14 protein-coding genes are annotated in these 13,636 nt (G+C 63.3%); 4 read left to right on the top strand and 10 right to left on the bottom strand.

Annotated features, from left to right (window positions below; all coding sequences use genetic code 11):
• Window positions 1-72 precede the first annotated feature (72 nt).
• The gene (locus tag AB7F49_RS22310; RefSeq protein ID WP_428526410.1) at window positions 73-876 is read right to left on the bottom strand and encodes an OmpA family protein; all 804 of its coding nucleotides are present in this window, start codon (window positions 874-876) and stop codon (window positions 73-75) included.
• Here AB7F49_RS22310 and AB7F49_RS22305 point away from each other — a divergent pair.
• Window positions 832-1,800, top strand: a complete 969-nt coding sequence (locus AB7F49_RS22305) for a hypothetical protein (protein WP_428526408.1) — start codon at window positions 832-834, stop codon at window positions 1,798-1,800. The two genes, AB7F49_RS22310 and AB7F49_RS22305, sit on opposite strands and share 45 nt — an antisense overlap.
• 157 nt (window positions 1,801-1,957) lie before the next feature.
• Here AB7F49_RS22305 and AB7F49_RS22300 read toward each other — a convergent pair whose 3' ends face one another.
• Both AB7F49_RS22300 and AB7F49_RS22295 read right to left on the bottom strand, forming a co-directional pair.
• Window positions 1,958-3,499: an OmpA family protein gene (locus AB7F49_RS22300; protein ID WP_428526406.1), complete on the bottom strand. Its 1,542-nt coding sequence runs from the start codon at window positions 3,497-3,499 to the stop codon at window positions 1,958-1,960.
• 173 nt (window positions 3,500-3,672) lie between these two features.
• A complete protein-coding gene (locus tag AB7F49_RS22295) occupies window positions 3,673-4,149 on the bottom strand; it encodes a pyridoxamine 5'-phosphate oxidase family protein (protein WP_428526405.1) in 477 nt (158 codons plus the stop codon).
• Between the two features lie 194 nt (window positions 4,150-4,343).
• Between AB7F49_RS22295 and AB7F49_RS22290 the strand changes: the two genes are divergently transcribed.
• Window positions 4,344-6,113, top strand: a complete 1,770-nt coding sequence (locus AB7F49_RS22290; protein ID WP_428526403.1) for an alkaline phosphatase — start codon at window positions 4,344-4,346, stop codon at window positions 6,111-6,113.
• A gap of 118 nt (window positions 6,114-6,231) precedes the next feature.
• Here the strand turns inward: AB7F49_RS22290 and AB7F49_RS22285 are convergent, their stop codons facing one another.
• The 6 genes from AB7F49_RS22285 to sdhC all read right to left on the bottom strand — a co-directional run bounded on the left by AB7F49_RS22285 (window position 6,232) and on the right by sdhC (window position 10,447).
• Window positions 6,232-7,011, bottom strand: coding sequence for a succinate dehydrogenase iron-sulfur subunit (locus AB7F49_RS22285; protein ID WP_428526401.1), 780 nt, complete (start codon window positions 7,009-7,011; stop codon window positions 6,232-6,234).
• A 9-nt stretch (window positions 7,012-7,020) separates the two neighbouring features.
• A complete protein-coding gene (locus tag AB7F49_RS22280; protein WP_428526400.1) occupies window positions 7,021-7,392 on the bottom strand; it encodes a hypothetical protein in 372 nt (123 codons plus the stop codon).
• Window positions 7,393-7,463: 71 nt separating this feature from the next.
• Window positions 7,464-7,790: a hypothetical protein gene (locus AB7F49_RS22275; RefSeq protein WP_428526398.1), complete on the bottom strand. Its 327-nt coding sequence runs from the start codon at window positions 7,788-7,790 to the stop codon at window positions 7,464-7,466.
• Between the two features lie 14 nt (window positions 7,791-7,804).
• Window positions 7,805-9,646, bottom strand: coding sequence for a succinate dehydrogenase flavoprotein subunit (gene sdhA, locus AB7F49_RS22270; RefSeq protein ID WP_428526396.1), 1,842 nt, complete (start codon window positions 9,644-9,646; stop codon window positions 7,805-7,807).
• Window positions 9,647-9,650: 4 nt separating this feature from the next.
• Complete coding sequence (gene sdhD / locus AB7F49_RS22265; protein WP_428526394.1) at window positions 9,651-10,040, bottom strand: succinate dehydrogenase, hydrophobic membrane anchor protein; 390 nt, start codon at window positions 10,038-10,040, stop codon at window positions 9,651-9,653.
• A complete protein-coding gene (gene sdhC / locus AB7F49_RS22260; RefSeq protein WP_428526392.1) occupies window positions 10,037-10,447 on the bottom strand; it encodes a succinate dehydrogenase, cytochrome b556 subunit in 411 nt (136 codons plus the stop codon). Before sdhC ends, sdhD begins: the two co-directional genes overlap by 4 nt.
• A 312-nt stretch (window positions 10,448-10,759) precedes the next feature.
• Between sdhC and AB7F49_RS22255 the strand changes: the two genes are divergently transcribed.
• Window positions 10,760-11,644, top strand: a complete 885-nt coding sequence (locus tag AB7F49_RS22255; protein ID WP_428526390.1) for a LysR substrate-binding domain-containing protein — start codon at window positions 10,760-10,762, stop codon at window positions 11,642-11,644.
• 7 nt (window positions 11,645-11,651) lie between these two features.
• On the opposite strand, the gene AB7F49_RS22250 is transcribed toward AB7F49_RS22255, so the two are convergent.
• Window positions 11,652-12,701 (bottom strand): MaoC family dehydratase, encoded by a 1,050-nt coding sequence (locus tag AB7F49_RS22250; RefSeq protein WP_428526388.1) that lies wholly within the window; start codon window positions 12,699-12,701, stop codon window positions 11,652-11,654.
• A gap of 326 nt (window positions 12,702-13,027) precedes the next feature.
• Here AB7F49_RS22250 and AB7F49_RS22245 point away from each other — a divergent pair, with 326 nt between their 5' ends.
• Complete coding sequence (locus AB7F49_RS22245) at window positions 13,028-13,564, top strand: fasciclin domain-containing protein (protein WP_428526470.1); 537 nt, start codon at window positions 13,028-13,030, stop codon at window positions 13,562-13,564.
• Window positions 13,565-13,636 lie beyond the last annotated feature (72 nt).

Raw genomic sequence — 13,636 nt, 5'->3', positions numbered from 1 at the left:
ATCGATTTTGGGGAATAAAAGAATGGCCGGGCTCACGCCCGGCCATTCCCGGCTTTGTCGCTGCGCCGCTGCTTACGGCCGTCGCGGCGCGAATTGCTGCGGCTGCGGAGCAAATTGCTGCGGTTGCTGCGGGGCGAATTGCTGCTGATTGTCCTGCGGCTGATCGTCCTGCTGGTCGCCCTGTTGCGGATCATCCGGCTGGTCATCCTGCGGGTTCGCCTGACCTTGCTGCAACAGCGGAGTGATGCGGCGCACGGTGACACGACGATTGGCGCGCTCCGGTCCCGCGGTGGGGATCTTGAGCTGCTGCTCGCCATAGCCTTGCGTCGTCAGGTTTTCCGGCGGCACCTGGAACTGGCTGGTCAGAATCTCGGCGACGGCCTCGGCGCGACGATCGGACAACGCCAGATTTTCCTCCGTTTCGCCGACGGCGTCGGTATGTCCTTCGATCAGGAAGACCTCGCTCGGATTTTGCGCGACCGCTTGCTTGATGCCGTCTGCGATCGGCGCCAGCCGATTGTACTGATCCGGTGTGACGTCCGATGACGACGATGCGAAGGTGATCGTGTCGAGGTCGACGCGCGGCATCAGGTTGCGCACGTCCGGACTGAACCGGATCTCGTCGAGCGTATAAGGCCTCTCGATGGCTCCGACCGGAGCGGCCATCAGCGCGCCATACACGAAATCGGGCGGCGCCACGCCGGCATCCACGATGTACCGGTTCTGAGGAATGCGGATCACCGGCGGCGGCAGCCTGACAAAGAACTCATCCGGCCGACGCTGTCCGCGGAAGCGGTTGTCGATGATGATGAATTCCTGCCCGTTCACGAAGTGCGAGCGGCGGATCAGGCGCCCGTTCGGATCGGTGATGGTCACGATCCTGCCGCCGCTCGGGCTGACGGTCACGGTCCGGAAGTTGCCGCCGAAGCGCTGCACCTGAGCATTGCGGTCGAACCGCCGGAAGCGATCGTAATCGTTGCGCTGGATGTAGCGCGTGTTGCCGACGCTGTAATAATTCCGGTTGCCCCGCTGCTGGTATTGCGGCTGGAACGTCTGGAAGTTTGGCCGACGCCCCTGTCCCTGGAATTGCTGTCCCTGGCGGTTCTGAAACTGGTTCTGCTGCCCCGGGAAACGCTGCTGGTTCTGGAATTGATTTTGCCGGTTCTGGTTCTGTTGGTTCTGCTGTTGCCGGTTCTGCTGCTGCTGGAATTGCTGCTGCTGTCTTTGCTGCTGCTGCTGGAATTGCTGCTGTTGTCTTTGCAACTGCTGTTGCTGCCGCTGCTGCTGCTGCTGCTGCTTGAATTGTTGCTGCTGCAGTTGCTGTTGCTGGCGTTGCTGCTGCTGCTGCTGCTGGAATTGCTGTTGCTGCAGTTTCTGCTGCTGCCGTTGCTGCTGCTGCTGCTGACGGAATTGCTGCTGCTGCTGGTTCTGGCCGCCACCGCCGCCACCCATGCCGCCGCCGCCACCACCTCCCATGCCGCCGCCACCGCCGCCTTGGCCACCGAAGCCGCCACCACCTTGGCCGCCACCGCCCATGCCACCCATGCCGCCCATGCCGCCGCCTTGGCCACCGCCTTGGCCACCGCCTTGGCCACCGCCACCTCCGCCCTGGGCCAGGACTGTCGTGTTTCCTTCGAAGTTCGAGAAGGACGTGAAGGCATAGGCAGCCAGGATTGCCGCTCCCATCAGGAGAAGGTGCTTCGGTCGCATGGTTGTCTCGCTGGTTGGAAAGGACGCTTCCCCGAACGTCACAAGGCGCCGCGCATGCCGGTTAGCAAGGCGCTCATGAACACAATATGACTTGAATCAAGATAACGAGGCAATTGCATCGCGAGGCGATGGCTAATCACGTCGCATTTCTGGTAAACGGCGATTCGGACGGGCTTAAAGAAAATGGCCGGGCAACGAGTGCCCGGCCATTTGCATTTGTGCGATGTGAAAATTCTCTCCCGCCGGCTTATTGCGGAACCGGGCCCCCCGCGGCTTGCCCCTGCTGCAGCAGGGGCGTGATCCGCCGGACGGTGACGCGCCGGTTGGCGCGCTCCGGACCCTCCGAGGGAATCTTGAGCTGCTGCTCGCCATAACCTTGGGTGGTCAGGTTCTCGGGCGGAATCTGGAATTCGTCGGTGAGGATCACCGCAACCGCTTCCGCACGCCGGTCGGACAGCGACAGATTGTCTTCCTCCGTGCCGGTTGCGTCGGTATGCCCTTCGATCAGAAACACCTCGTTCGGATTCCTTGCGATGGCGCGCTTGATGCCATCAGCGATCGGTGCCAGCCGGTCATACTGGCTCGGCGCGATCTCCCATGAGCCGAGATCGAAGGTGATGGTATCGAGATCGATCCGCGGCATTCGATCGCGGACTTCCGGGCTGTAGCGGATTTCATCGAGCGTATAGGCCCGCGGCAGCCGCTCAACCGGCGGCGCCATCAGCGCGCCGTAGATGTATTCGGGCGGCGCGCTCTCCGCTTCTACGATGTAGCGATCGCGCGGGATCGCCAGCGAAGCGATGGCGAGAGCGGGAAGCGACACGAAGAATGCATCGGCGCGACGGCCGCCGCGCGGCCGATTGTCGATGATGATCACCTCGCGGTCGTTGACAAAGCGGGACCGGCGCAGGAGACGACCATTGGCGTCGGTGACGGTTACGATGCGCTGTCCGTTCGGGCCGATCACCACGGTCCGCGTTTCGCCGCCGACACGCTGAACGTTCACATCGCGACCGACGCGGCGGAGCCGGTCGGATTCATCGCGGCGGATGAACGTGCGGCCGCCATCGCGCACGATCGTCCGGTTGCCCTCCTGGATGATGGTGCGGCCGCCTTCCTTTCGCTCTCGGCGCTCGCCGCGTATGTCGTCCAGCTTGCGCCTGCCGTCGTCGGCGCCGCTGCGGCGCTCGCCGTCGCCGGTACGCCCGCCCTGGCGCTGATCCGGCTGCGGCCGCTGCTGCCTGTCCTCGCTCTCGCGCCGCTGATCCTTGCGGAGCTTTTCGTCGGTCTTCTCCCGCTCACGAGTCTGCTGCTGCTGGCGCCGCTGGTCCTGCTGATTCTGCTGCTGCTCCTGCCGCTGTTCCTTCTGCTCCTTCTGCGTCTCCCGGCGCTGTTCCTTCTGCTCTCTCTGCGTCTCCCGGCGATCCTGCTGCTGCTGTTGCCGCAAATCCTGGCGTTGATCGCGGCGCTCCCGACCTTGCACGTCCTGTTGCTTCTGTTGCTGCTTCAGTTCGCGGCGATCCTGCTGTTGCTGTTGCTGCTGACCCTGACGCTGCTGACGCTGCTCCTGCTTCTGCTCGCGGCGTTCCCCGCGCTGCTCCTGGCGCTGCTGGCGGTTTTCCTGCCGGTTGTCCTTGCGCTGCCTGTTCTCCTGATCCTTGTTTTTGTTCTTGTCCTTGTCCTGCTGCGCGATGACGATCGGCGCGCCGATGTCGCGGGCGATGACAGGATGACACATCGCAATGGCGGGGATGGCGGTTCCGGCAAGGAGCAGTCTTGTAAGGCGCATCTCTATCTGTCTCGCTATGGTTGTCGTATCGAAGACTTGTTCTTGTTGGTGGAGATCGCAATCGACGGCAGGCTGATTACAATCGTGGTCCCCTGTGCGCCGCAACGATGGCGGAGGCATGTCACGCGCGTCAGTCGCGGCGGATCAAGTCCGAGCAGAGCCGTGCATATCGGTCATCGCATCGCGACCTTCCGGTTCTCGCCCATATCCGGCCGCTTTCCGGTGGCAGCGGCGATCGCCATCTTGACGCTGCTGACCACCTTTCCGGGACCTTCCCAATATTGAGCCTCTTCCGGTGTGACCTTCAGCATGCGGATGTTCGGATCGTCGGGCGAATCCCACCAGGCCTTGGCCGGGGTGGACCACAATTCCCGGATGACACCGCGATCGGCGGACACCTCCGCCGGACCCGACACCGACACGAAGCGCTCACTACCGGGATTGGCGAAGGCGAGGCAGACCTTGGGAAATTTGCGGATGTCGTCGTCCTTGTGATGGCGCGCATCGGCCAGGAAATAGATCGCGCCATTCTTGCGGCGCACGAAGGCGGCCATCGGACGGGAGGTGAGCTCATTACCGTCCCAGCTCGCCAGCATGCAGATCGAGATCGTCTCCATCAGATCCCACACGCGTTCGGTGTCATCGTTCATCTGCGCGCTCCTGTTGCCTTGCCTGGGGTTCCCTTGAAAGCCCGTGCGTTAGACAGGGGGTAACGGCCGGGAGCCCGAGGCGTTCCAGCCGACCCACAGTCCCCACCGCGCGCCCAATCCGTTCGATGGCTACAATATGGCTGTCGCAAACCCGTCATAGGTGTAAGCGGCTCAGCAACCAGAGGGCTCCTGCCATGCGTCGGCCTCTATTGGCGTCAGCGATGTTCGTGTTCGTGTTCGCGGATTGCGGTGCGCAGACGGTTTATCCCGTCGATCGCGCCGAAATCCTTGCGGGGTCGCGATTCGACGTGAAGGTAGAATTGCCCGGGCTGGTCTCACCGGACGACATCCGACTGACGGTGAACGGTGCCGATCACGCCAGCCTGTTTGGCAAGGCCGCGCAATTCATCGAGAAGGAGGACGGCAAGGATCAATCCGCGCTGGTCCTGCGCGATGTTTCTCTCGCGAAGCCCGGCTCCCATACCGTTCGAATCGAGACCGCGGCGGCGGCGCGCGACGTGACCTGGACCGTCTACGACACGCCGGCGCGCAAGGCGAAGAATGTCGTGCTGCTGATCGGCGACGGCCTTTCGCCCGCGCACCGGACCGCGGCGCGCCTGCTCTCGAAGGGCATTGCCGAGGGCAGGGCGTTCGGCAAGCTTGCGATGGACGACTTGCCGCAGATGGCATTGGTGTCGACAGCGGGAACCGATTCGATCATCACCGATTCGGCGAATGCCGCGAGTGCCTATGCCACCGGCCACAAGACCGCGGTGAACGCCATGGGCGTATACGCCGACCGCTCGGCCGATCCGTTCGACGATCCCAGGGTCGAGACAATCGTGAGCCTCGCCAAGCGGCGCAACGGCATGGCGGTCGGCATCGTCAGCAATACCGAGATTCAAGATGCGACGCCGGCTGCCATGATTGCGCATACCCGCCGCCGGGCAGCCTACGATCAGATTGTCGAGCAGTATTTCGCGGCGCAGCCGGACGTGCTGATGGGCGGCGGGCTCGCGAATTTTCTGCCGCAAGGCGCGCCGGGCGCAAGGCGCCGCGACCAGACTGACTATATCGCGAAATTCAAGGATGCGGGTTATGCCTTCGCGTCAAATGCCGCGGAACTGAAGGCGGTGCCTCAGGATACCAGACGACTGCTCGGGCTGTTCACACCCGGCAATATGGATGGCGTACTCGACCGCAAATTCCTGAAGGCGGGCGGCGTCAAGCGGTTCCCCGATCAGCCGGACCTCACCGAGATGACGGCGAAGGCGCTCGACATCCTGTCGCAGAACACGAACGGATTTTTCCTGATGGTCGAATCCGGGATGATCGACAAATACACCCATCTGCTCGATATGGAACGCGCGGTCTACGACACCATCCTGTTCGACAATGTGGTGCGGCTGGTGCGCGACTGGGCGAAAGCGCGCGGCGAGGATACTCTGATCCTGGTTCTCGCCGATCACAATCATCCGGTCGCCATCGTCGGTACCATCGATGACGACATGACGAACACGCCGAATGTGCCGATGCGCGAGCGCGTGCGCATCTACGACAAGGCCGGCTTTCCGAACTATCCGTCGCCGGACGCGGAGGGTTATCCGTCGCGCGTCGATGTCAGCCGCAGGCTTGCGATGTTCTCGGCAAGCCTGCCGGACCACTACGAGACCTTTCGTCCACGTCTCGACGATCCGAACCAGCCGACCACGCCCGGCAGGGACCCCGGCACTTTCGAGGCCAACGAGCGCTACAGGAACGTACCGGGCGCGGTGCTGCGCTTCGGCAACCTGCCGCGGCTCGCCAGTGCCAGCGTGCACTCGGGCGAAGACGTGATCCTCACCGCCTCCGGTCCCGGCAGCGAGGCCGTGCGCGGGCAGATGGAGAATACCGATGTGTTCCGAGTGATGGCGGAAGCCCTGGGGCTGGGTGCGGGTGCGCAGGCGGCGTCGGGGGCGCGCTGAGTAGCCGGGCGACGCCTGCACCGCAACTCCGCTCATTCCCGCGAAAGCGGGACTTCAGCGCAACACTCTGGGTCCCGCCTTCGCGGGGACGAGCGGAGAGACTGAGCTGAGTCTCGCGCTACACCTGCCGCTCGACCATCATCTTCTTGATCTCGGCGATCTCCTTCGCCGGATTGAGTCCCTTCGGACAGGCCTTCGAGCAGTTCAGGATGGTGTGGCAGCGATAGAGCCGGAACGGGTCTTCCAGGAAGTCGAGCCGGTCGCCGGTCGCCTCGTCACGGGAATCCTTCAGCCAGCGTCCGGCCTGCAGCAACGCGGCCGGGCCAAGGTAGCGGTCGCCGTTCCACCAATAGCTCGGGCAGGAGGTGGTGCAACAGGCGCACAGGATGCACTCGTAGAGACCGTCGAGCTTCCTGCGATCGTCCTCGCTCTGCCGCCACTCCTTCTGTGGCGTCGGCGTCACCGTCTTCAGCCACGGCTCGGTCGACGCATATTGCGCGTAGAAATTCGTGAGGTCGGGCACGAGGTCCTTGATCACCGGCATGTGCGGCAGAGGATAGATTTTCACGCTGCCCTTGATCTCGTCCATGCCGCGTGTGCAGGCGAGTGTGTTGGTGCCGTCGATGTTCATCGAGCAGGAGCCGCAGACGCCTTCGCGGCAGGAGCGCCGGAACGTCAGCGTCGGGTCGACCTTCGACTTGATCCAGATCAGCGCGTCGAGGACCATCGGGCCGCAATCGTCGAGATCGACCTTGTAGGTATCGATGCGTGGATTGTTGCCGTCGTCGGGATTCCAGCGATAGACGCGGAACTCGCGTTCATTCTTCGCGCCCGGTTTGCCCGGCCAGGTCTTGCCATCGGTGACCCTGGAATTCTTCGGCAGCGTGAACTCGACCATTTCGATCCTTCAGCTTGCTTCGGCCAGTTTGGGCCGCCGGGGCGCTAGCCCCATCAGCACGAACAGGCTGCGGACGATCCAGCCCGCGATGACGATAAGAAGAAGCGCGATCCCGGCTTCAGCCAGATAGGCGACGTATCGGGCATTCGCGAAGGTGAGATGGCCGGTCTCCATGGCCATGTCGACGCCGTCCTTGAGATACGGCAGTTCGGTGACCGCGAAGGATCCGGATTGCAGGCCGATCAGCACCACCAGGCCGGAATGGATCAGGGCCAGAAATAGCCCGGCGACCAGCGCGGTCAGGAAGGATCGGCTGCACAATCCGGCGATCACGGCAAGCGCAGCCAGGATGATGTTCGCGATCATGATGGGGTCAAGCATGGAACGATCCTCTCATTGAGCTTCAGCCTGAGGGACGCTCATGCATAAACCGGACCGAAAAAATGCTGCGGTCATTGCGGCCGCCCCTGATCGGGCGACCGCCGGAACAGCGCGAAGAACAGCGAGAAGATCTTCCGGATTCCATAACCGAGCAGGCCGAACAGAAACGCGAACAGCCCGTGCCCGAACAAACGGCCGAAACCGCGGGCGGACAGCTGGATGTCCGGGGCGTAGGCGAGCAGGATGCCGAAGAACAGGGCGAGGCACGCACCCCCGATGACGGCACTCCAGATGACGGCCATTCGGAAGCGCCGCGAGAACAGGCCGACAACCAACGCCGCCAGCGCAAACAGGGCGGCTACCACACCTCCCGGATTGGCTGCCGCTTCGGTTTCCATCCATGCACCGCGGTTCAATACACACGTGCTTTGGGCTCGATATAGGCGATGTCATTCGTCATCGTGTAGGTGTGCACCGGCCGGTACTCGATCGTGACCTTGCCGGTCTTCGGATCGAGCCAGGCGAGCGTGTGCTTCATCCAGTTCTTGTCGTCGCGTGCGGGATAGTCCTCGCGCGCATGCGAGCCGCGGCTCTCGGTGCGGTTCTGCGCCGAGTCCATCGTCACCACCGCCTGTGCGATCAGATTGTCGAGCTCCATGGTTTCGACCAGATCGGAATTCCAGGTCAGCGAGCGATCGGTGACATGCAGGTCGGGCATGCCCTGATAGACGTCGTGGATCAGCTTGTGGCCTTCGTCGAGGGTTTCACCGGTGCGGAACACCGCACAATAGCCCTGCATGACTTTCTGCATCTTGAGCCGCAGATCGGCGGTCGGGGTGCCGCCATTGGCATGGCGGAACCGGTCGAGCCGCGATAGCGCGAGTTCGGCGGAGTCCTTCGGAAGCTCGGGCTTCTTGCCATTCTTTTCGACGGTCTGTGTGCAGCGTTCCGCGGCCGCCCGTCCGAACACCACAAGGTCGATCAGCGAGTTCGATCCCAGGCGGTTTGCCCCGTGCACCGATACGCAGGCCGCCTCGCCGAGCGCCATCAGTCCTGGCACCACCGTGTCGGGATTGCCGTTCTTCTTCGTGAGCACCTCGCCGTGGAAGTTCGTGGGAATCCCGCCCATGTTGTAATGCACGGTCGGGAGCACGGGGATCGGCTCCTTGGTCAGATCGACGCCGGCGAAGATGCGCGCGCTCTCCGAGATGCCCGGCAGGCGCTCGTGGAGCACCTCGGGCGTGAGATGGTCGAGGTGCAGATAGATGTGGTCCTTGTTCTTGCCGACACCGCGCCCTTCGCGGATTTCGATCGTCATCGAGCGTGAGACCACGTCACGCGAGGCAAGGTCCTTGGCGGACGGCGCGTAGCGCTCCATGAAGCGCTCGCCCTCCGAATTGACCAGATAGCCGCCTTCGCCCCGCGCACCCTCGGTGATCAGGCAGCCGGCGCCATAGATGCCGGTCGGGTGGAACTGCACGAATTCCATGTCCTGCAGTGGCAGGCCGGCGCGCAGCACCATGGCGTTGCCGTCGCCGGTGCAGGTATGGGCCGACGTGGCTGAGAAATAGGCGCGGCCATAGCCGCCGGTCGCCAGGATGGTCATGCTGGAACGGAAGCGATGGATCGAGCCGTCATCGAGCTTCAGCGCGACCACGCCGACACAGCGGCCTTCCTCGTCCATGATCAGGTCGATGGCAAAATACTCGATGAAGAATTCCGCCGAATAGCGCAGCGACTGCGAATACAGGGTATGCAGCATGGCATGACCGGTGCGGTCGGCGGCGGCGCAGGTGCGCTGCGCGATGCCCTTGCCGAAGTCCGTGGTCATGCCCCCGAACGGGCGCTGATAAATCTTGCCGTCGTCGGTGCGCGAGAATGGCAGCCCCCAGTGCTCGAGCTCGTACACCGCATCCGGCGCGTTGCGCACCATGTATTCGATCGCATCCTGATCGCCGAGCCAGTCCGACCCCTTGACGGTGTCGTACATATGCCAGCGCCAGTCGTCCGGCCCCATATTGCCAAGCGATGCCGCGATGCCGCCCTGGGCCGCGACCGTGTGCGAGCGGGTGGGGAATACCTTGGTGATGCAGGCGGTCCGCAATCCGGCCTGCGCGCAGCCAACGACGGTACGAAGCCCCGAACCGCCGGCGCCCACCACGACCACGTCGAAGGTGTGGTCCTCGATCGGATAGGCGCCGCCATTCACGGCCGGTGCGCCGTCCGGCTTGCTGCCGTTCGTGGTCGAATTCATCGCATCAGACTCCGAAGGACAGCTTCACCAGCGCATAGAGGCAGGACAGCGCGATGACAAAACAGAAGAAGGTGTTGCACATGATCAGCGTCAGCTTCTGATCGCTGTGCACGTAATCCTCGATGATCACCTGCATGCCGAGCCACATGTGATAGACGCCCGCGATCACGAACAGCATGATGGTGATCGCGACAAAGGGCGAACCGAGAATTTGCGCCGCGGCCGCATGGTTGCGTCCGGTCAGCCCGGCGACGATGAACACGAAGATGATCGTGAGCGGAACCAGCGCCACCGAGGTCACCCGCTGTTTCCAGAAATGCTCGGTGCCCGAATGCGCCGATCCGAGATAGCGCACGCGCGACAGCGGCGTGCGCATGGAAGGCTCTTTGCTCATCGGGCGCCTCCGATAAACATGTAGCCGACGATCCAGATCACAAGCGTGAGGCCGACCGATCCGACGATGGTTGCGAGCGTCAGCCATTCGCGTTCGGCCGGGCCGAAGCCGCGCCCGGTGTCCCAGATCAGATGCCGGATCCCGCCCAGCATGTGATGGATGAGCGTCCAGGTATATCCGAACAGGATCATCAGCCCGATGAACGAACCCATGAAGGCCTGGACCTTGGCATAGGCCGTGGGACCGGCCGCTGCCGCCAAAAGCCACCAGGTCAGAAGCAGGGTGCCGAAGAACAGCGCCATGCCGGTGATGCGGTGGGTGATCGACATCACCATGGTCAGCATCGGCCGGTAGATGCCCAGATGCGGGGAGAGCGGTCTTTCAACGGTGCGGCGTGTGTGTGCCATTCACATCGACTCCCTCGGCCGCATGGGCCGGAATATCCCGGCTTCCGGAGCATGAGCCAATGGTGCGCAAGCACCATTCCGGCCGCCGGAAGGCCCGCAGATCTGGCTGCCCTCTGGCGGTAGCACGACACGTAGCAAAACCGGTTCCATTTTGCTGATCGCGCTTAGAAGGCAGTCAAATTTCGGAAACGACGAACCAATATTCCTATTTTTGTTCCATGCAATAAGCATTTGGAGTAGGATGCCTTCGCCGTTTCCGAAGGCATCCGAACCCAATCGACACATTTGGTGGGCCTGCCCAGGAGCCGCCCGTTGCGCTTCGACATCCCTGACCTGAGCCTGTTCCGGCATGTGGTGGAGGCGGGCAGCATCACGCAGGGCGCCGCCCGCGCTCACCTTGCCCTGGCCGCGGCCTCGACCCGGATCCGCAATATGGAGGATGCGATCGGGGCACCGCTCCTGACCCGCAGCCGGCAGGGGGTCACCCCGACCCAGGCGGGGCGGACGTTGCTCCAGCATGCGCGCACCATCCTTGCCCAGGCCGAGCGCCTGCGCGAGGATCTCGGCGCCTATTCAGGTGGTTTTTTCAGCCAGGTGCGAATTCTGTCGAATACCAATGCCCTGACCGAATTTCTGCCGGACGTGCTGAGTTCCTTCCTCGCCGCGCATCCACATGTCAGCATCGATCTGGAAGAGCGTCTGTCCGACGAGATCGTGGGGCTGGTCGGAGAAGGCGTCGGCGATATCGGAATCGTCGCAGGTACGGTGGATACCAGCCGCTTGGTCACCTTCCCGTTCCGCAGCGACCGCTTCGTGCTCGTGGTGTCGCGCGATCATCCATTGGCGCGACGCGAGAAGGCCAGTTTCACCGAGGTGCTGGATTATGACTTCGTGGGGCTCGACCGCGCGAGTGCGCTGCAGCGCTTTCTGGCGGACAAGGCGAGCCGGGTCGGGCGTCCGCTGAAGCTGCGGGTCCAGTTGCGCTCCTTCGACGGCGTGTGCCGCCTGGTCGAACGCAATGCCGGCATCGGCATCGTGCCGGAAACGACGGTGCGCTGGGCAGCTCGCTCGATGGCGATCAAGCCGGTCGACCTGACGGACACCTGGGCCTTGCGCGATCTGACCATCTGCGTGCGTGACGTGACCGCGCTCTCGCCCTTTGCGCGCCAGCTCGTCGAACACATGCGGGCGGGGTAGGCGAGACCTATCGCGGAATCAGCACCCAGTAATCCAGATCGAGGATCACCGCCGGATCGTCCGCGTCGCCGGTCTTCAACGGGAAGTCGCCGCACGGCTTGTCCCTGGTCGCGATGGTGCGCACGCGCAGCGCGCCGAGGTCGCTGCGCTGTGGCAATTCCGCCTTGGCGAGGATTTCGGACCACGCGAACACGGTGTTGCCCGCGAATAGCGGCGCAACATGGCGGCCGCCATTGATCGCCGCGACATGGAAGGCGTTGGCGAGCCCGTTGAAGGACAGCGCGCGCGCCAGCGAAATCACATGCCCGCCATAGATCAGCCGGCGCCCGAACCGGCCCTGTCCCTCGATGAACTGGTTGAAGTGAATTCGCGCAGTGTTCTGATAGAGGCGCGTTGCGATCATGTGCTCGGCTTCCTCGACCGTGATGCCGTCGCTGTGGTCGATCTTTTCGCCGGCCGAATAATCGGCGAAACGATGTGCACTGCCGGCGAGCCCATTGTCGTATGCACTGGTATCGATCGGTGGGCAGGCATCGCCCAGCACTTTCGGTTCCAGCGCGGTCGGGAGCCGCGGCACATGCTCGCCGGACACCGGGGCGTTCTCGTCGCGCTTGCGGACCATCACCCAGCGGACATATTCAAGAACCCGGGCGCCGTCGGAGCGATACCCGACCGAGCGCACGAACACGATCCCGGTCTTGCGGCTGGAATTCTCCTTGAGTCCGATCACCTCGGATACGGCGTTGAGCGTGTCGCCGGGATAGACCGGGGCGAGAAAGCGGCAATTGGCGTAACCGAGATTGGCCACTGCATTCAGCGAAATATCCGGCACCGTCTTGCCGAATACGATGTGGAACACCAGCAGGTCGTCGATCGGCGAACGCGGATAGCCGATCGCCTTCGCAAAGGCGTCGGACGATTGCACCGCAAAGCGCGCGCCGAACAGGCCGTTATAGATCGCGACATCCCCGGTCGTGACGGTACGCGGCGTGGCGTGACGGATGGTCTGGCCGATCCGAAAATCCTCGAAGAAGTTTCCTGAACTCGTTTTCGTCATTCTCGTCTCGCGCCGGCGCTCTCACTTTACCGGTGGTTATGAACGCGCCGGAACCGGCGTCAAGCCCGGCACTGACGAAAGAGCAAGCGTGCTGCGCCCAGAGTTTCAGCAACCTTCGCCTTGAACTGCTCTCACGAGACCGTGAGCACGGCGCGCCGCCGAAACCCGCGACGCCTTGCGTCGTAACTCTCCCCGACGACGACATGGTTGGCACCGGTCACGCCCCGCTCCGGGCGAACCCTGTCGCTTGTCCTGATGGGCGGATGTCCCGTCGCAATCAACCTCACGGAAGGGAGTTACCTCATATGTCCAAGCGTATCGCTCTAATGGCAGCAGCGGCCTCGATCGCATTCGCGGCGTCGGCCGGCGCGCAAGACAAGAACCCGATGGTGGGCGGCGCGCCCATGCTCTCGAACAAGAATATCGTCGAAAACGCCGTCAATTCGAAGGATCACACCACGCTGGTCGCGGCAGTGAAAGCCGCGGGCCTCGTCGACACGCTGTCGGGGAAGGGACCGTTTACGGTGTTCGCGCCGACCAACGCCGCCTTCGCCAAGCTCCCGGCCGGAACGGTCGAGACGCTGGTGAAGCCCGAGAACAAGGCGACGCTCACCAAGATCCTCACCTGTCACGTTGTCGCAGCCAATGCGATGTCGTCTGCCATCAGCAAGATGATCGCCGATGACAAGGGTACGCATCCGGTCAAGACCGTGGGCGGCTGCGTGCTGCAGGCCAGGAAGAAGGGCAATATGATCACGCTGACCGACGAGAAAGGCGGCGTCGCCACCGTGACGATCGCGGACGTGCGCCAGTCGAATGGCGTCATCCATGTGATCGATAGCGTGTTGTTGCCATCGAGCTGACGCCAGGCGTCGCGCCGGGGAATGCGCATCCCCGGCGCGACATTTCTGTCCGGTCCCGCACAGTGTCCCGGC

Source organism: Pseudorhodoplanes sp., assembly GCF_050250235.1.
Taxonomy (GTDB): Bacteria; Pseudomonadota; Alphaproteobacteria; order Rhizobiales; family Xanthobacteraceae; genus Pseudorhodoplanes.
This window is presented reverse-complemented; position numbering and strand designations above follow the sequence as displayed.

Bases quoted from the DNA above. Each gene is read 5' to 3' on its own strand.
- AB7F49_RS22300 (WP_428526406.1), bottom strand. From the start codon at position 3,499: ATGCGCCTTACAAGACTGCTCCTTGCCGGAACCGCCATCCCCGCCATT.
- AB7F49_RS22295 (WP_428526405.1), bottom strand. From the start codon at position 4,149: ATGAACGATGACACCGAACGCGTGTGGGATCTGATGGAGACGATCTCG.
- AB7F49_RS22290 (WP_428526403.1), top strand. From the start codon at position 4,344: ATGCGTCGGCCTCTATTGGCGTCAGCGATGTTCGTGTTCGTGTTCGCG.
- AB7F49_RS22285 (WP_428526401.1), bottom strand. From the start codon at position 7,011: ATGGTCGAGTTCACGCTGCCGAAGAATTCCAGGGTCACCGATGGCAAG.
- AB7F49_RS22280 (WP_428526400.1), bottom strand. From the start codon at position 7,392: ATGCTTGACCCCATCATGATCGCGAACATCATCCTGGCTGCGCTTGCC.
- AB7F49_RS22275 (WP_428526398.1), bottom strand. From the start codon at position 7,790: ATGGAAACCGAAGCGGCAGCCAATCCGGGAGGTGTGGTAGCCGCCCTG.
- sdhA (WP_428526396.1), bottom strand. From the start codon at position 9,646: ATGAATTCGACCACGAACGGCAGCAAGCCGGACGGCGCACCGGCCGTG.
- sdhD (WP_428526394.1), bottom strand. From the start codon at position 10,040: ATGAGCAAAGAGCCTTCCATGCGCACGCCGCTGTCGCGCGTGCGCTAT.
- sdhC (WP_428526392.1), bottom strand. From the start codon at position 10,447: ATGGCACACACACGCCGCACCGTTGAAAGACCGCTCTCCCCGCATCTG.
- AB7F49_RS22250 (WP_428526388.1), bottom strand. From the start codon at position 12,701: ATGACGAAAACGAGTTCAGGAAACTTCTTCGAGGATTTTCGGATCGGC.
- AB7F49_RS22245 (WP_428526470.1), top strand. From the start codon at position 13,028: ATGGCAGCAGCGGCCTCGATCGCATTCGCGGCGTCGGCCGGCGCGCAA.